Annotated in this window: 12 protein-coding genes; 6 read left to right on the forward strand and 6 right to left on the reverse strand. The window is 71.1% G+C overall.

Annotated features, from left to right (window positions below):
- Positions 1–3 precede the first annotated feature (3 nt).
- The 5 genes from ACX80P_RS04075 to ACX80P_RS04095 all read right to left on the reverse strand — a co-directional run bounded on the left by ACX80P_RS04075 (position 4) and on the right by ACX80P_RS04095 (position 5,469).
- Positions 4–1,344 (reverse strand): pseudouridine synthase, encoded by a 1,341-nt coding sequence (locus ACX80P_RS04075; protein WP_459276743.1) that lies wholly within the window; start codon positions 1,342–1,344, stop codon positions 4–6.
- A 27-nt stretch (positions 1,345–1,371) separates the two neighbouring features.
- On the reverse strand, positions 1,372–2,007 hold the full coding sequence (scpB, locus tag ACX80P_RS04080) for an SMC-Scp complex subunit ScpB (RefSeq protein ID WP_459276744.1): 636 nt from the start codon (positions 2,005–2,007) through the stop codon (positions 1,372–1,374).
- Positions 2,000–2,863, reverse strand: coding sequence for a segregation and condensation protein A (locus ACX80P_RS04085; RefSeq protein WP_459276745.1), 864 nt, complete (start codon positions 2,861–2,863; stop codon positions 2,000–2,002). Before ACX80P_RS04085 ends, scpB begins: the two co-directional genes overlap by 8 nt.
- A 45-nt stretch (positions 2,864–2,908) precedes the next feature.
- Positions 2,909–3,796 carry a ParA family protein gene (locus tag ACX80P_RS04090; RefSeq protein ID WP_459276747.1) on the reverse strand — a complete coding sequence of 296 codons (888 nt, stop codon included), beginning with the start codon at positions 3,794–3,796 and terminating at the stop codon, positions 2,909–2,911.
- Between the two features lie 257 nt (positions 3,797–4,053).
- Positions 4,054–5,469 carry a cation:dicarboxylate symporter family transporter gene (locus tag ACX80P_RS04095; RefSeq protein ID WP_459276799.1) on the reverse strand — a complete coding sequence of 472 codons (1,416 nt, stop codon included), beginning with the start codon at positions 5,467–5,469 and terminating at the stop codon, positions 4,054–4,056.
- A 224-nt stretch (positions 5,470–5,693) separates the two neighbouring features.
- Here ACX80P_RS04095 and ACX80P_RS04100 point away from each other — a divergent pair, with 224 nt between their 5' ends.
- Both ACX80P_RS04100 and ACX80P_RS04105 read left to right on the forward strand, forming a co-directional pair.
- The gene (locus ACX80P_RS04100) at positions 5,694–7,346 is read left to right on the forward strand and encodes a sensor histidine kinase (protein ID WP_459276748.1); all 1,653 of its coding nucleotides are present in this window, start codon (positions 5,694–5,696) and stop codon (positions 7,344–7,346) included.
- Positions 7,343–8,065 (forward strand): response regulator, encoded by a 723-nt coding sequence (locus ACX80P_RS04105; RefSeq protein ID WP_459276749.1) that lies wholly within the window; start codon positions 7,343–7,345, stop codon positions 8,063–8,065. Before ACX80P_RS04100 ends, ACX80P_RS04105 begins: the two co-directional genes overlap by 4 nt.
- Positions 8,066–8,096: 31 nt before the next feature.
- Here the strand turns inward: ACX80P_RS04105 and ACX80P_RS04110 are convergent, their stop codons facing one another.
- Positions 8,097–10,040: an AMP-binding protein gene (locus ACX80P_RS04110; protein WP_459276750.1), complete on the reverse strand. Its 1,944-nt coding sequence runs from the start codon at positions 10,038–10,040 to the stop codon at positions 8,097–8,099.
- A gap of 181 nt (positions 10,041–10,221) precedes the next feature.
- Here ACX80P_RS04110 and ACX80P_RS04115 point away from each other — a divergent pair, with 181 nt between their 5' ends.
- Genes ACX80P_RS04115 through ACX80P_RS04130 form a run of 4 tightly spaced genes read left to right on the forward strand, consistent with a single transcriptional unit; the run spans position 10,222 to position 14,528 of the window.
- Entirely contained in the window at positions 10,222–10,866 is a 645-nt protein-coding gene (locus ACX80P_RS04115) for a GntR family transcriptional regulator (protein WP_459276751.1), read from the forward strand.
- A 39-nt stretch (positions 10,867–10,905) separates the two neighbouring features.
- Positions 10,906–12,426: an MmgE/PrpD family protein gene (locus ACX80P_RS04120; protein WP_459276753.1), complete on the forward strand. Its 1,521-nt coding sequence runs from the start codon at positions 10,906–10,908 to the stop codon at positions 12,424–12,426.
- A 9-nt stretch (positions 12,427–12,435) separates the two neighbouring features.
- The gene (prpB, locus tag ACX80P_RS04125; protein ID WP_459276754.1) at positions 12,436–13,392 is read left to right on the forward strand and encodes a methylisocitrate lyase; all 957 of its coding nucleotides are present in this window, start codon (positions 12,436–12,438) and stop codon (positions 13,390–13,392) included.
- Complete coding sequence (locus ACX80P_RS04130; RefSeq protein ID WP_459276755.1) at positions 13,389–14,528, forward strand: bifunctional 2-methylcitrate synthase/citrate synthase; 1,140 nt, start codon at positions 13,389–13,391, stop codon at positions 14,526–14,528. Before prpB ends, ACX80P_RS04130 begins: the two co-directional genes overlap by 4 nt.
- Positions 14,529–14,533: the final 5 nt, after the last annotated feature.

The raw sequence follows: 14,533 nt of genomic DNA on the forward strand, positions 1-14,533 counted from the left end.
CGGCTAGAGGCCCACCGATGCCAGCAGGTGCCCGACCTCCTGGCGTCCGAGCACGCGGATGCTGCCCTGGCGCTGGTCACCGACGCGGATGGGGCCGAGCTGGGTGCGGACGAGGCGCTCCACGGGGTGCCCGACGGCGTCGAAGAGCCTGCGGACCACGCGGTTGCGGCCCGAGTGGAGCACGACCTCGACGAGGATGTGGCCGGGCGTCGAGTCGACGAGCTTGAAGGAGTCGACCTTCGCAAGGCCGTCCTCGAGTTCGATGCCCTCCTTCATCTGCGCACCGATGCCCTGGGCCATGGGGCCGCGGACCTGCACGAGGTATGTCTTGGGGACCTCGTAGGAGGGGTGGGTCAGACGGTTGGTGAGTTCGCCGTCGTTGGTGAGCAGGAGCAGCCCCTCGGTCTCCGCGTCGAGGCGGCCCACGTGGAAGAGCCGCTCGTTCTTGTTCTTGTTCTTGAGGAAGTCGCTGATGCACGGACGGCCCTCGGGGTCCTCCATGGTGGAGACGACGCCGCGGGGCTTGTTGAAGACGTAGTACTTGAGGTTCTCGTCGAGTTGCAGGCGCATGCCGTCCACGTGGATGGCGACCTGCGCGGGGTCCACGCGGACGCCGAGCTCGGTGACGACGGTGCCGTCCACCTCCACGCGCCCGTCGAGGATCATCTCCTCGCACACACGGCGCGAGGCGACGCCGGCGAGGGCCATGACCTTCTGCAGGCGGACGCCCTCGGGGTTGTGCACGTCGATCTCGTCCGCGGGACGGCTCGCGCGCTTCGGCTTCGCCACGCGCACGGGGCCCAGGTTCTCGCCGAACCGCTCGCGCCCGAACGGCTTCGCCCCGGCCGGCTTCTGGCGCGCGGCGCCCTTCTGCTCGCCGCGTGCGCCGGTCGCGGCACCCGGGCGGCCGGGCTTGCCGCCGGTGCGCCCTCCCGCCTTCGCCCCGAAGCGGCTCGAGGGGGTCCCCGCGGAGGGACGGCCGGACGCCGAGCGGGCACGCCCATCGGCCGACTCGCGGCGATCGCCCGTGCCGGAGGGGCGTCCCTCGGTGGACCGTGCTGCGGAGGATCGTGCTGCGGAGGGACGACCCTCGCGACGATCGCCGGAAGCGGAAGGGCGTCCCTCGGAGGAACGGGCGTCGTCCCGGAAGGAGCGGCCCTCACCGGGACGTCCGGCGCGATCGGAGCGCTCCTGGAAGGGACGCCCCTCGCCGGAGCGACCGCCCTGCGCCGATCCGGAGCGGGGAGCTGACTTCCTGGTACGGGCAGCGTCCGAGGAGCGCCCGGCCGATCCGCCGCGGCGCGGCGTATTGCGTCCGGAACCGGATCCTGGCTGCTGTGTCATGTAGAAAGTCCTTCTCGTCGGTCGTGCTCAGTACGTCGTTTCGTCATACTCCCCAAGGCTCTCGAGGCCCGGCAGATGGGGAGCGATCCGGGGCAGTTCGTCGACGCCGCCCAGCCCCAATCTTTCCAGAAAGAGGGTGGTGGTCCCATAAAGGACGGCACCGGTCTCCGGATCGGTCTCGAGCTCGACAACCAGTCCGCGCTGGAGCAGCGTGCGAACCACCGAATCGACATTGACACCCCGAATCGCGGACACCCGGGCACGCGACACGGGTTGGCGGTACGCGATGACCGCCAGGGTCTCGAGCGCCGCCTGGGACAGCCGGGCTGACTGGCCGTCGAGCACGAAGTCTGCGACGACGGACGCGAAGTGCTTCCGCGAGAAGATGCGCCACCCGCCGGCGATGTTCCTGAGTTCGAAACCACGCGGCACGGAATGGTCGGCGCACTGGGAGCCTGTCCCAGTATAGCCGTCGTACTCCCGCTGCAGGTCCACGAGCACCGCGTGCACCTGTCCGACGGGCCGGTCGAGCACCGCGGCGACCTGCTCGTCGGTGACCGGACGGTCCGCGACCATGAGGATCGCCTCCACCGCGGCACGCAGCCCGCCGGGCAGCTCCTCGACGGGGACGTCCTGCCCGTCCGGGACGGTCCCCTCAGGCATGCCGGCCTCCGTCGTCCTCTCCCGCGTCCTCGCCCGTCAGAGCGTCGGGCGTGCCCCACTCGTCCTCGGCGCTCCACCGCACCAGGAGTTCGGACAGGGGGGCGGCCTGCTCGAAGGAGACGGCGCCGTCCCGGAACAGCTCCAGCAGGGCGAGAAACCTCACCACGATCACCAGCCGGGAGCCGGTGTCCTCCGTGAGGCGCCGGAAGGGCAACGCTCCCCGGCCGCGCAGGAGGTGCCGCAGGATCAGTACCTGGTCCTGCATGCTGACGACAGGCGCATGCAGGTGGGCGATACCGACCTCCGCCGGCTGCTCCTGGCGGGGCGTGAGTACCCGGGCTGCGAGGGCCGCGAACTCCTCGGGAGAGTGCCGCCAGACGAGTTCGGGGAGGAGACGCGTGAATTCGGGCTCGAGTGGCGCCTCGCGCGGGTGGCGGGTGTCCTCCTCCTCCAGGCGCGCTGCGAGCTGCCGGGCCATCTCCTTGAAGGCGCGATACTGCAGGAGCCGGGCGAACAGCAGGTCCCGGGCCTCGAGCAGCGCGACGTCCTCCTCGTCCTCGACGGCGCCGGCCGGCAGCAGGCGGGCCGCCTTCAGGTCCAGGAGGGTCGCCGCGACGACCAGGAATCCGCTCGCCTCGTCGAGCTTCCATTCGCCCTCGGCCGCCTGGATGCGACGGATGTGCGCGATGAACTCGTCCGTCACCTGGGCCAGGGCGATCTCGGTGATGTCGAGTTCCCGCCGGGAGATGAGATTCAGGAGCAGGTCGAAGGGCCCGCTGAAGTTGGTCAGCTGCACCTCGAAGACCTGCCGGGCCGCGGGCTCCGCCGACCGGTCGGTCACGGGCGCGACCGCCACGCCCGGCACCCTAGCGGGACCGGGAGGGGCCGGGGTGTGCGTGCACTAGGGCGCTCCGCCCCTGCTGATGAGTTCCCTGGCGAGGCTGCGGTAGGCGTCCGCGCCGGAGTGGTTGGCGGCGTAGGACGTGATGGGCTCGGCCGCCACGGTCGCGTCCGCGAACTTGATGGTGCGCTTGATGACGGTCTCGAAGACCTTGTCGCCGAACGCCTCGACGAGGCGCGCGATGACCTCCCGGCTGTGGAGCGTGCGGGCGTCGTACATGGTCGCGAGCACGCCGTCGATCTGCAGCCGCGGGTTCAGGCGGTCCTGCACCTTTTCGATGGTCTCGACCAGCAGGGCCACCGCGCGCAGCGCGAAGAACTCGCAGATCAGCGGGATGATGACGCCGTGCGCGGCGGTGAGTGCGTTCACCGTGAGCAGCCCCAGGGAGGGCTGGCAGTCGATGAGGATGACGTCGTAGTCGTCCGAGACCTTCCGCAGCGCACGGTCGAGGACCTGCTCGCGCGCCACCTCGTTGACCAGTTGCACCTCCGCGGCGGAGAGGTCGATGTTCGCCGGCAGCAGGTCGATGTTCTCGATCGCGGTGTGCTGGATGGCGTCCTGGATGGAGACCTTGCGGTCCATGAGCACGTTGTACACCGTGACGTCGAGCTCGTGCGGGTTGGTGCCGAGGCCGGCGGACAGCGCGCCCTGCGGGTCGAAGTCGACCAGGAGGACCTTGCGACCCGCCTCGGCGAGTGCGGCGCCGAGGTTGATGGTGGACGTCGTCTTGCCGACGCCGCCCTTCTGGTTCACCATCGCGATGACTCGCGCGGGACCGTGCGAATCGAGGACCCTCGGCTCCGGGAACTCCGTCACGGGGCGGCCGGTGGGGCCCAGTTCCGTGTCCGCTGCGCTGGGCAGGGTCGCTGAACCCTGGTCGCTACTCACGTATGTCTCCACGCTTCCATCAATGTCGGTGCAGGCCGGCCCGTGCTCGCCCGGGGGCCGCTTTCTCTAGGTCAACGGTACAACGCCGAGGGCGGCCGCCGTGAAGTTCGATGCCGGGGGGCGACGAGCCTTGATCCTCAACCTGAGGTCGAAGCTTCGCGCCGGGCGGCGTCCTGCACCGGGAACGACGACGGCGGCGGACCGGGAGTGCCCGGTCCGCCGCCGTCGTGCCCGGGCGGAGGATCCCCCGCCGACGGTCAGCGCGTGGGGGGTGCTGCCACGGCGGCGTCGGTCTTCAGTGCCGCGCTCTCCTCGATGCCGTCCTCATTCGCGGCGTCGTCGTTGTCGAAGCGGTGGTCGGTGCTCATGGTCGCCTCGTCGAAGGGCTCGCGGCCCTCGAGGACCTCGTCCACCCGCGCGCGGTCGATCTCCCTGGTCCACGTGCCGATGAGGACGGTCGCGACGGCGTTGCCGGTGAAGTTGGTCAGCGCACGGGCCTCGGACATGAAGCGGTCGATACCGACGATCAGGCCGACGCCGTCGACCAGGTCGGGGCGGTGGGACTGCAGGCCGCCGGCGAGGGTGGCCAGGCCCGCACCGGTGACGCCCGCCGCGCCCTTGGAGGCGATGATCATGAAGACGAGCAGGGAGATCTGCTCGCCGAGGGCCAGAGGCGTTCCGAGCGCCTCGGCGACGAACAGGGAGGCCATCGTGAGGTAGATGGCGGTGCCGTCGAGGTTGAAGGAGTACCCGGTGGGGACGGTGACGCCGACGACGGGCTTGGAGACGCCGAGGTGCTCCATCTTCGCGATCAGGCGGGGCAGGGCCGCCTCGGAGGAGGAGGTGCTGAAGATCAGCAGGTATTCGCGGCCCAGGTACTTCATCAGCTTGAAGATGCTGACGCCGGTGACGATCTTCAGCAGTCCGCCCAGGATGATCACGATGAACAGGATGCAGGTGATGTAGAACGCGACCATGAGGGTGGCCATGCTGATGATCGCCTGCACGCCGGTCTCGCCGACGACGGCGGCGATGGCGCCGAAGGCACCGATCGGCGCGAGCCACATGATCATGACGAGGATGCGGAAGACCAGGGCCTGGATGTGCCCGATGCCCCGGAGGATCGGCTTGCCGGCCGTGCCCATCTTCTGCAGCGCGAAGCCGACGAGCAGCGCGACGAACAGCGTCTGCAGGATGCTGGGGCCGGTGAGCGCGGAGAGCAGCGTGACCGGGATGATGCTCAGCAGGAAGCCGACGGTGCCCTCGGGTGCGCCCTCGGCCGTGGCGGGGAGCTCGTAGGTGGACGACGAGATGTCCAGGCCCTCGCCGGGCTGGATGAGGTTGCCGACGACGAGCCCGATCGCGAGCGCGAACGTCGACATGAGCATGAAGTAGCCGAGCGCCAGGCCGCCCACCTTGCCGACGGTCGCAGCCTTGGCGATCGAGCCGACCCCCAGCACGATGGTGCAGAAGATGATCGGGGCGATCATCATCTTGATGAGGTTGATGAACCCGGTGCCGAGGGGCTTGAGGGCCTTGGCGAACTCGGGGGCGGCGAGGCCGAGGATCGCGCCGAGGATCACCGCCGCGATGACGGCGATGTAGAGGAAGTGGGTCTTGTCGACCCGCTTGCGGGGTCGTGCTGGTCCGCTGTCGGACCGCGCTGGCGCCATAGCCATGCTGTTCTCCCTTGGTGTCGGCCGCCCGCCGGCGCCGGCGGGGAAGGTCCTTCTTCGTCCGCGGGGGTCTGGCCAGGAAGCGTAGTGTTGAGTCGTTCCCCCCTATCGTGCCTGCGTGAGTGACCCGGATCACGATTGTGTTCATACTGGTCATGGCTGCGCGGGCCGTCGGACCATCCGGCGGTGCCGGCAGCATTCGGAAGGAGCGGGATCGCGGCGTGAGTCGGTGGAGCCTCGCGGGTCAGTTCTTCCTGGCGCAGCTCGTCTTCATCGTGGTCCTCTCCGCATCCCTGTCCGTGATCCTGTACCTCGACGCCGCGCGCGGCGTGAACGACGCCGCCGCCGAGCGGATGGTCGCCGTCTCCACCTCGATCGCCCTCGAGCCCGCCGTCCTCGACGCCGTGCAGGGGCCGGACCCCTCGGCGACGCTGCAGCCCTACGCGGTGGAGGTGATGGACCGCCTGGGCGTCGATTTCATCACGATCATGGCGACGGACCGCACGCGCTTCACCCACCGCAACCCGGAGGAGATCGGCAGGCCCTACATCGGGTCCGTGACCGAGGCCCTGGCCGGGAACACGCATTCCGAGATCTACGCCGGGACCCTCGGCCCCTCCATCCGCGCGATCGTCCCCGTCGTGGACGACGGCGGGACGGTGCGCGCCATGGTCGCCTCGGGCATCACCGTGGACCGTGCCGCCATCGCGCGGAACGCGCAGCTCCCGCTCGTCGCCGTCATCGCCCTGGGCGCGCTGGCACCGGGAGCCCTCGGCTCGTTCCTGCTCAGCCGGCGCCTCCGCGACGCGACCCTCGGCATGGGACCGGCCGAACTGTCGCGCACGTTCGTGTTCTACGACTCCGTGCTGCATTCGGTGCGGGAGGGGCTCCTCCTGACCGACGCGGCGGGGCGCCTGGTGCTGTACAACGACCAGGCGGCCCGGCTCCTCGGGCTCGACGGCTCGCAGGAACCCGTCCTGGCGTCGCACCTCGCGGTCCCGCCGTCGCTGCGCGACCTGCTCGCCTCCGGCCGGCGCGCCCTGGACGAGGTCCACGTCACCGACACGCGGGTCCTGGTGGTCAACCAGGAGCCTGCCGTGCCGCCCGCTCCCCCGGGCCGCGCCGCCCAGGGCGCCCTCGGCACCGTCACCACGCTGCGCGACCACACCGAGATCCAGGACCTCACCGGGCAGGTCGAGACCATGCGGACCCTGACGGACGCCCTGCGCTCGCAGACGCACGAGCACGCCAACCGCCTGCACACCATCGTCTCGCTGGTGGAACTCGGCAGGGACGCCGAGGCCGTGGACTTCGCGACCAGGGACCTGCAGCAGTCGCAGCGACTCACGGACGAGGTGGTGCGGGCCGTCGACGAGCCGTTCGTCGCGGCCCTCCTCGTCGGCAAGGCCGCCCAGGCCAACGAACGCGGGATCGAGCTCACCGCCGACATCGCCGCCGACGCCCAGGCGGGCTCCCTCGATCCCGTGGACCTCGTGACCATCATCGGGAATCTCCTCGACAACGCGTTCGACGAGGCCGCCCGGTCCGAGGAACCCCGCGTCCGGCTCACGGTCCGGCGCGCGGTCGACCGCGACGGCGCCTCCGCACTGGAGATCGCCGTGGAGGACAACGGCAACGGCCTGCCGGACTCCGAGAAGGTGAGGATCTTCGACTTCGGCTACAGCACGAAACCACCGCAGGAGCCGGGGGGCGGGATCCCCGCGGGGCGCGGCATCGGCCTGGCCCTCGTCCGCCAGGCGGTCCGCCGCTTCGCCGGGTCGGTCGAGGTGGCGGACACCGACGACGGCGGGGCGCGGTTCACCGTCCGGCTGCCCCTCGCGTCCGCGCGGGCCGACGGCGGGGGCCGCGCATGAGCACCATCCGGGTCCTCGTCGTGGAGGACGATCCCATCGCGGCTGATGCGCACGCCGAGTACGTGCGGCGCCTCGAGGGGTTCGACCTCGCGGGCATCGCCCGGAGCGGGGCGGAGCTCGCGGCCTTCCTCAGGCTGTCGGGCGAGGAGCCCGGGCGCGGCGGGGCCGCCGTCGACCTCATCCTGCTGGACATGAACCTCCCCGACGCGCACGGGCTGGACATCATCCGTCGGCTCCGCGGCCTCGGCCTCCCGGTGGACATCATCGCGATCACCGCCGTGCGGGACCTGCAGGTGGTGCGGTCGGCCATCTCCTCCGGGATCGTCCAGTACCTCATCAAGCCGTTCACGTTCTCCGCGTTCCGGGAGAAGCTCGACGCCTACCGGGACTTCCGGCGGAACCTCGTGGAGCAGGCCTCCGCCACCACGCAGGAGGAGGTGGACCAGGCCTTCGCGTCCCTCCGGCCCGCAACCGCCGCAGCACTCCCGAAGGGCCTCTCCGCGGAGACCCTGCGCGCCGTCTCCGGCATCCTGAAGCAGCTGCACGAACCCACCTCGGCCGTGGAGGTGTCGGAGGCCCTCTCCATGTCCCGCGTCACGGCCCGGCGGTACCTCGAGTACCTCGCAGACCGGAAGTCGGTCCTCAGGACGCCGCGCTACGGCACCCGTGGGCGCCCCGAGTTCGAGTACACGTGGGCCCGGACCCCGCCGGAGCGCTAGCTCCCCCGCGGGCCGGGGCGGGTCAGGCGGGTCAGGCGTCCGGCAGCGGGCGCAGCAGGGGCTCGAGCGCCTCGAGTACCGCGGGGTCCTCGATGGTGGACGGGACGGCGTACGCGGTGCCCGCCGCCATCTGCCGCATCGTCTTGCGCAGGATCTTCCCGGACCGCGTCTTCGGCAACGCCTCGACGACGACGGCGGACCGGAAGTCGGCCACCGGGCCGATGGTGCGGCGGACCATCGCCACGAGTTCGGCCTCGAGCGACGCGGGGTCGAGGGTGACGCCCGCCTTGAGGACCACGTAGCCGCTCGCGCGCTGTCCCTTCACGGGGTCCTGCAGCCCGAGCACGGCGCATTCCGCCACGGCGGGGTGCTGGGCGATCACCTGCTCGATCGCGCCCGTGGACAGCCGGTGGCCCGCGACGTTGATGACGTCGTCGGTGCGGCCCATCACGAACAGGTAGCCGTCCTCGTCCAGGTACCCGGAGTCGCCGCTGGTGTAGAAGCCGTCGAAGTCGCTGAGGTAGGCGCCCCGGTAGCGGTCGTCGCTGCCCCAGAGGGTCGTGAGGGTGCCGGGCGGGAGCGGGAGGCGCAGGGCGATGCTCCCCTCCGTCCCGGCCGGCACGGGGGACCCGCCGGGATCGAGGATCACGACGTCGAAGCCGGGCGAGGGCAGGGACGGCGAGCCGGCCTTCAACGGCACCCCGCCCAGCCCGCGCGGATTCGCGCAGATGGGCCACCCGGTCTCGGTCTGCCACCAGTTGTCGACGACGGGCACCCCCAGGACCTCCCCGGCCCACTCCGAGGTCCCGGTGTCGAGCCGCTCCCCGGCCGAGAAGAGCGTCTCCAGCGAGGAGAGATCGTGGGCGCGGACGGCCGCGGCCGTCGGGTCCGCGCGCCGGACGGACCGCAGCGCCGTCGGCGCGGTGAACAGCGCCTTGACGCGGTGCTGTTCGATGAGGCGGCCGAAAGCCCCGGCATCGGGCGTGCCCACGGGTTTGCCCTCGTACAGGACGGTCGTGGCGCCGGCCAGCAGCGGCCCGTAGACGATGTAGGAGTGCCCGACCACCCAGCCGACGTCGGACGCCGTCAGCATGGTGTCTCCCGGGCCCACGCCGAAGATCGCCCGCATGGACCAGGCGAGCGCGACGGCGTGCCCACCGTTGTCGCGCACCACGCCCTTCGGGGAGCCCGTGGTGCCGGAGGTGTAGAGGATGTAGAGCGGGTCCGTCGCCGCGACCTCCACGGGCGGGACGGCCTCGGCGGCGGCAACCGCCTCGTCCCAGTCGAGCCAGCGCGTCCCGGGCTCCTGGTATCCGGCGACGCCGTGGGCGAACCCGTCACGGGCCTTCACGACGACGGGCGTCCCGGTACTGTCGGCGAGCGCGAGCGCCTCCTGGACCGCCGGAAGGTATTCGACGCGTCGGGAGGGTTCGATGCCGCCGTCCGCCGTCACGACCGCCGACGGCCGGGCGTCCCTGATGCGGGCGGCCAGTTCAGCGGCGGCGAAGCCCCCGAACACCACCGAGTGGACGGCGCCGATCCGGGCGCAGGCGAGCATGGCGACGACGGCCTCGGGGATCATGGGCAGGTAGACGAGCACCCTGTCCCCCTTGCCGACGCCGAGGCGAGCCAGCACGCCCGCGAAGACGGCCACCTCGTCACGGAGCTCGGCGTACGTGGAGGTGCGGACCGTGCCGAGCATCGCCGAGTCGTGGACGAGGGCCGTCTGGTCGCCCCGGCCGGCGTCGACGTGGCGGTCGAGCGCGTTGTAGCTCGTGTTGAGGGAGGCCCCGGGGAACCACCGGTACAGCGGGGCGTGCGTGGCGTCGACGGCCGCCGTGGGCGGGGTCATCCAGTCCACCCCGGCCGCGGCCTCCAGCCAGAACCGTTCGGGGTCCGCGAGGCTCTCCGCGTGCAGCCGTCGGTAGTCCTGTCCGGGGAGGGCCCCGGGTCCGGCATCGTGTTCTGCAGCCATGATCGCCCCTCGTCGCGCGCGGTTGGTGAGGACCAGTATCCACCATCGGTCGATGTATACATAGAGCCCCCCTCTGCCATTCCTGAACCGCGAATCCTTGTACACGCACCGTTCCTTGCATACATTGGAGGCGGTACTGCGCCGCGCGGCGGCGAAACAGGCCGAGCGGGAGGAGACAGGGATGCGGGCCAGCGATCGCGCCTACACCCTCCTGCGCTCGGACATCGTCGAGTGGCGTCTGGCCCCGGGAGACCTGCTCGCGGAGGTCGAGCAGTCGGCGAGGCTGGGCGTCTCGAGGACTCCCCTGCGGGAGGCACTCGCGCGGCTCGTCGCGGAGGGCCTCGCCAGCCCGCACGCCGGGCGCGGCGTCGTCGTCTCCGCGATCTCCCTGGCGGCCGTCGCCGATCTGTTCGACGTCCGTCTGCCCCTCGAATGCGCCGCCGTCCGCCTCGCTGCCGTGCGGGGCGACAGCGCCGTCTTCGCGGCGCTCGCCGGGGAGTTCGCCCGCGCCGGGCAGCTCATCGGGGCCGACGACGGCGGCCAGGACGCGTACTACGCCCTCGTCGGCCGGCTGGACCAGCAGATCGACGTCGCGGCAGGGAACACCTATCTGCTGCAGGCCCAGAAACCGATCCGCACCCACCTCGCCCGGGTCCGGCGGCTTGCCCGGGACCATCCGCCCCGCCTGCTGGCCTCGGCCCGCGAGCACGAGCAGATCGCCCTCGCCCTGAGCATCGGCGACGCCGACCTGGCGGAGGCGTCGATGCGCGTGCATCTCCGCACCAGCCTCCACCACCTGCTCGCCCCGCCCCCGAACAGCCCCTGAACCAGCCCGAACCAGCCCTGCAGCACCGAGAGGAACACCATGGTCGAACTCCATCCCGTCCGCGTCCACCGCAGCGAGGAGAACCTCCCCCGCGAGGACCAGCTCGCCTGGAAGATCGCCGGGGTCGCCACCGATCCCGTCGAGGTCACGGCCGAGGTCACCGACATGGTGGTCAACCGGATCATCGACAACGCCTCGGTCGCCATCGCGTCGCTCAACCGCGCGCCCGTCGTCGCGGCCCGCGCCCAGGCGCTGAGCCATCCGGTGTCCCTGCACGGCGCGGGCGGCGCCGTCTTCGGCGTCGACTCCCCCGTCTCGGCGGAGTGGGCCGCGTGGGCCAACGGCGTCGCCGTCCGAGAACTCGACTACCACGACACCTTCCTGGCCGCTGACTACTCGCATCCGGGTGACAACATTCCGCCCATCCTCGCCGTCGCGCAGCACACCGGCGCCTCCGGCCGGGACCTGGTCCGGGCGATCACCACGGGCTACGAGATCCAGGTGGACCTCGTGAAGGCCATCTGCCTGCACAAGCACAAGATCGACCACGTCGCGCATCTCGGCCCCTCCGCCGCGGCAGGCATCGGCACGCTGCTCGGCCTCGACGCCGACGTCGTCTTCCACGCCGTCGGCCAGGCGCTGCACACGACGACGGCGACCCGCCAGTCCCGCAAGGGCGAGATTTCCACGTGGAAGGCGCACGCACCGGCCTTCGCCGGGAAGATGGCCGTCGAGTCCATCGACCGCGCCCTGCGCGGGCAGACCTCCCCCACCCCCATCTACGAGGGCGAGGACGGCGTGATCGCCTGGCTCCTCGACGGACCCGACGCCGCCTACGAGGTGCCCCTCCCCGCGCCGGGCGAACCGAAGCGCGCCATCCTCGACACCTACACGAAGGAGCACTCCGCCGAGTACCAGGCCCAGGCATGGATCGACCTCGCCCGGCGCCTCCACGCCGCCCACCCCGAGGCCACGGACCCCGCGAACGTCGCCTCCGTCGTCATCCACACGTCCCACCACACCCACTTCGTGATCGGCTCCGGCGCCAACGATCCGCAGAAGTACGATCCCTCGGCCTCCCGGGAGACGCTGGACCACTCGATCCCCTACATCTTCACCGTCGCACTGCAGGACGGCCGCTGGCACCACGAGGACTCCTACGCCCCGGAGCGGGCCGCGCGGCCGGACACCGTCGCCCTGTGGCACAGGGTCACCACGCTCGAGGATCCCGAGTGGACGCGCCGCTACCACTCCCTCGACATCGCGGAGAAGGCCTTCGGCGGGCGGGTGGAGATCACGCTCACGGACGGCACCGTCATCACCGACGAGATCGCCGTGGCGGACGCGCACCCCCTCGGCGCCCGCCCGTTCGCCCGCGCCGACTACATCGCCAAGCTGCGCATGCTCGCGGCGGGCACCGTCGACGACGCCGAACTGGACCGTTTCCTCGCCGCCGTCGAGCAGTTGCCGGACCTGCCGGCCGGCTCGCTGGGGCAGCTGAACATCCTGGCCCGCCCGGGCGTCATCGATGCGGCCGCCGCGCCGCAGGGACTCCTCTAGGAGGCGGCCGTGCTGTACTCGAGCATCACCCCCGAGCAGAAGCGCCGCGACCTCAGGGACGGGCTCGCCTCCGGGCGCGTCCAGCAGTTCCCGGGTGCCTTCAACCCGCTCTCGGCCCGCCTCATCGCGGACAAGGGCTTCGACGGCGTCTACATCTCCGGTGCGGTCATCGCGGCCGACCTCGGCCTGCCGGACATCGGCCTCACCACGCTGACGGAGGTCGCGCACCGCGCAGGGCAGATCGCCCGCATGACGGACCTGCCGTGCATCGTCGACGCCGACACGGGCTTCGGCGAGCCGATGAACGTGGCCCGCAGCGTGCAGGAACTCGAGAACGCGGGCCTCGCCGGCTGCCACATCGAGGACCAGTTCAATCCGAAGCGCTGCGGCCACCTCGACGGCAAGAACGTCGTCGACCTCGAGACCGCCGTGAAGCGCATCCGGGCGGCGGCGGACGCCCGCCGGGACCCGGGCTTCCTCATCATGGCCCGCACGGACATCCGCGGGACGGACACCCTCGAGGCGGCCCAGGATCGGTCCCGGGCGCTCGTCGAGGCGGGTGCCGACGCCATCTTCCCCGAGGCGATGCGGAGCCTCGAGGAGTTCCGCGCCATCCGCGACGCCGTGGACGTGCCGATCCTGGCGAACATGACGGAGTTCGGCAAGAGCGAGCTCTTCACGGTCGAGCAACTGCAGGAGGTGGGCGTCACCATGGTGATCTACCCCGTGACGCTGCTGCGCAGTGCGATGGGCGCCGCCGAGCGTACGCTGGACTCGATCAGGACGCAGGGGACGCAGGAGGCGGCCGTGGGCGGGATGCAGACGCGCAGTCGGCTCTACGAGCTGGTGGACTACGAGGGCTACAACCGCTTCGACTCCTCCGTCTTCAACTTCGAGGTCCCCGACGGCCGCCCGGCGGGAAGTCCCGGATCCGCACGACCCGACGCACAGGAGGACCACGCGTGACAGAACCACAGATCCACAAGGGGCTCGCGGGAGTCGTGGTGGACACCACCGCGATCTCGAAGGTCAACCCGGACACCAACTCGCTCCTCTACCGGGGGTACCCCGTGCAGGAGCTCGCAGGGCACCGCGACGTCGAGGACGTCGCTCATCTGCTGTGGAACGGCGAGCTGCCCGGTCCGGACGAGCGGGCGCGGTCCGACGCCTTCGAGCGCGCGCACCGGGCCCTCCCCGAGCAGGTGGTCGCGGCGATCGACCTGCTCCCACTGACGGCACACCCCATGGACGTCGCGCGGACGGCCGTCTCCGTGCTCGGCGCATGCCATCCGCTGGCAGGCGACAACTCGGTCGAGGCGAACATGGAGAAGGCCTCCACGCTGTTCGCGGTGTTCCCCGCCGTCGTCGCCTACGACCAGCGCCGCCGCCGCGGGCAGGCCCGCGTGGAGCCCCGGGACGACCTCGGCTACTCGGCGAACTTCCTGTGGATGACCTTCGGGGAGGAGGCCCCGCCCGAGGTGGTGCACGCGTTCGACGTCTCGATGGTCCTGTACGCGGAGCACTCCTTCAATGCGTCGACGTTCACCGCGAGGGTCATCACCTCCACGCAGGCCGACCTCCACTCCGCCGTGACCGGCGCGATCGGCGCCCTCAAGGGCGCGCTGCACGGCGGGGCGAACGAGGCCGTCATGCACACGTTCGAGGAGATCGGCATCCGCGAGGACGAGTCCGCCGAGGACGCCGCAGCCCGGGCGAAGGCGTGGATGGAGGAGGCGCTGGCCGCGAAGAAGAAGGTCATGGGGTTCGGCCACCGCGTCTACAAGAACGGCGATTCCCGCGTCCCGACCATGAAGTCCGCGCTCGACGCCATGATCGGGTACTACGGGCGCAGCGAGATCCTCGGGCTCTACTCGGGCCTCGAGGCCGCCATGGACGAGGCCAAGGGCATCAAGCCGAACCTCGACTACCCCGCCGGACCCACGTACCACCTGATGGGCTTCGACACCGAGATGTTCACCCCGCTCTTCATCGCCGCGCGCATCACCGGCTGGACCGCGCACATCATGGAGCAGGCGGCGTCGAACTCGCTCATCCGCCCCCTGAGCCTCTACAACGGGCCGGACGAACGGCACGTCGGCTGAGCCGG

It is taken from the genome of Arthrobacter arabinosi (assembly GCF_054511115.1).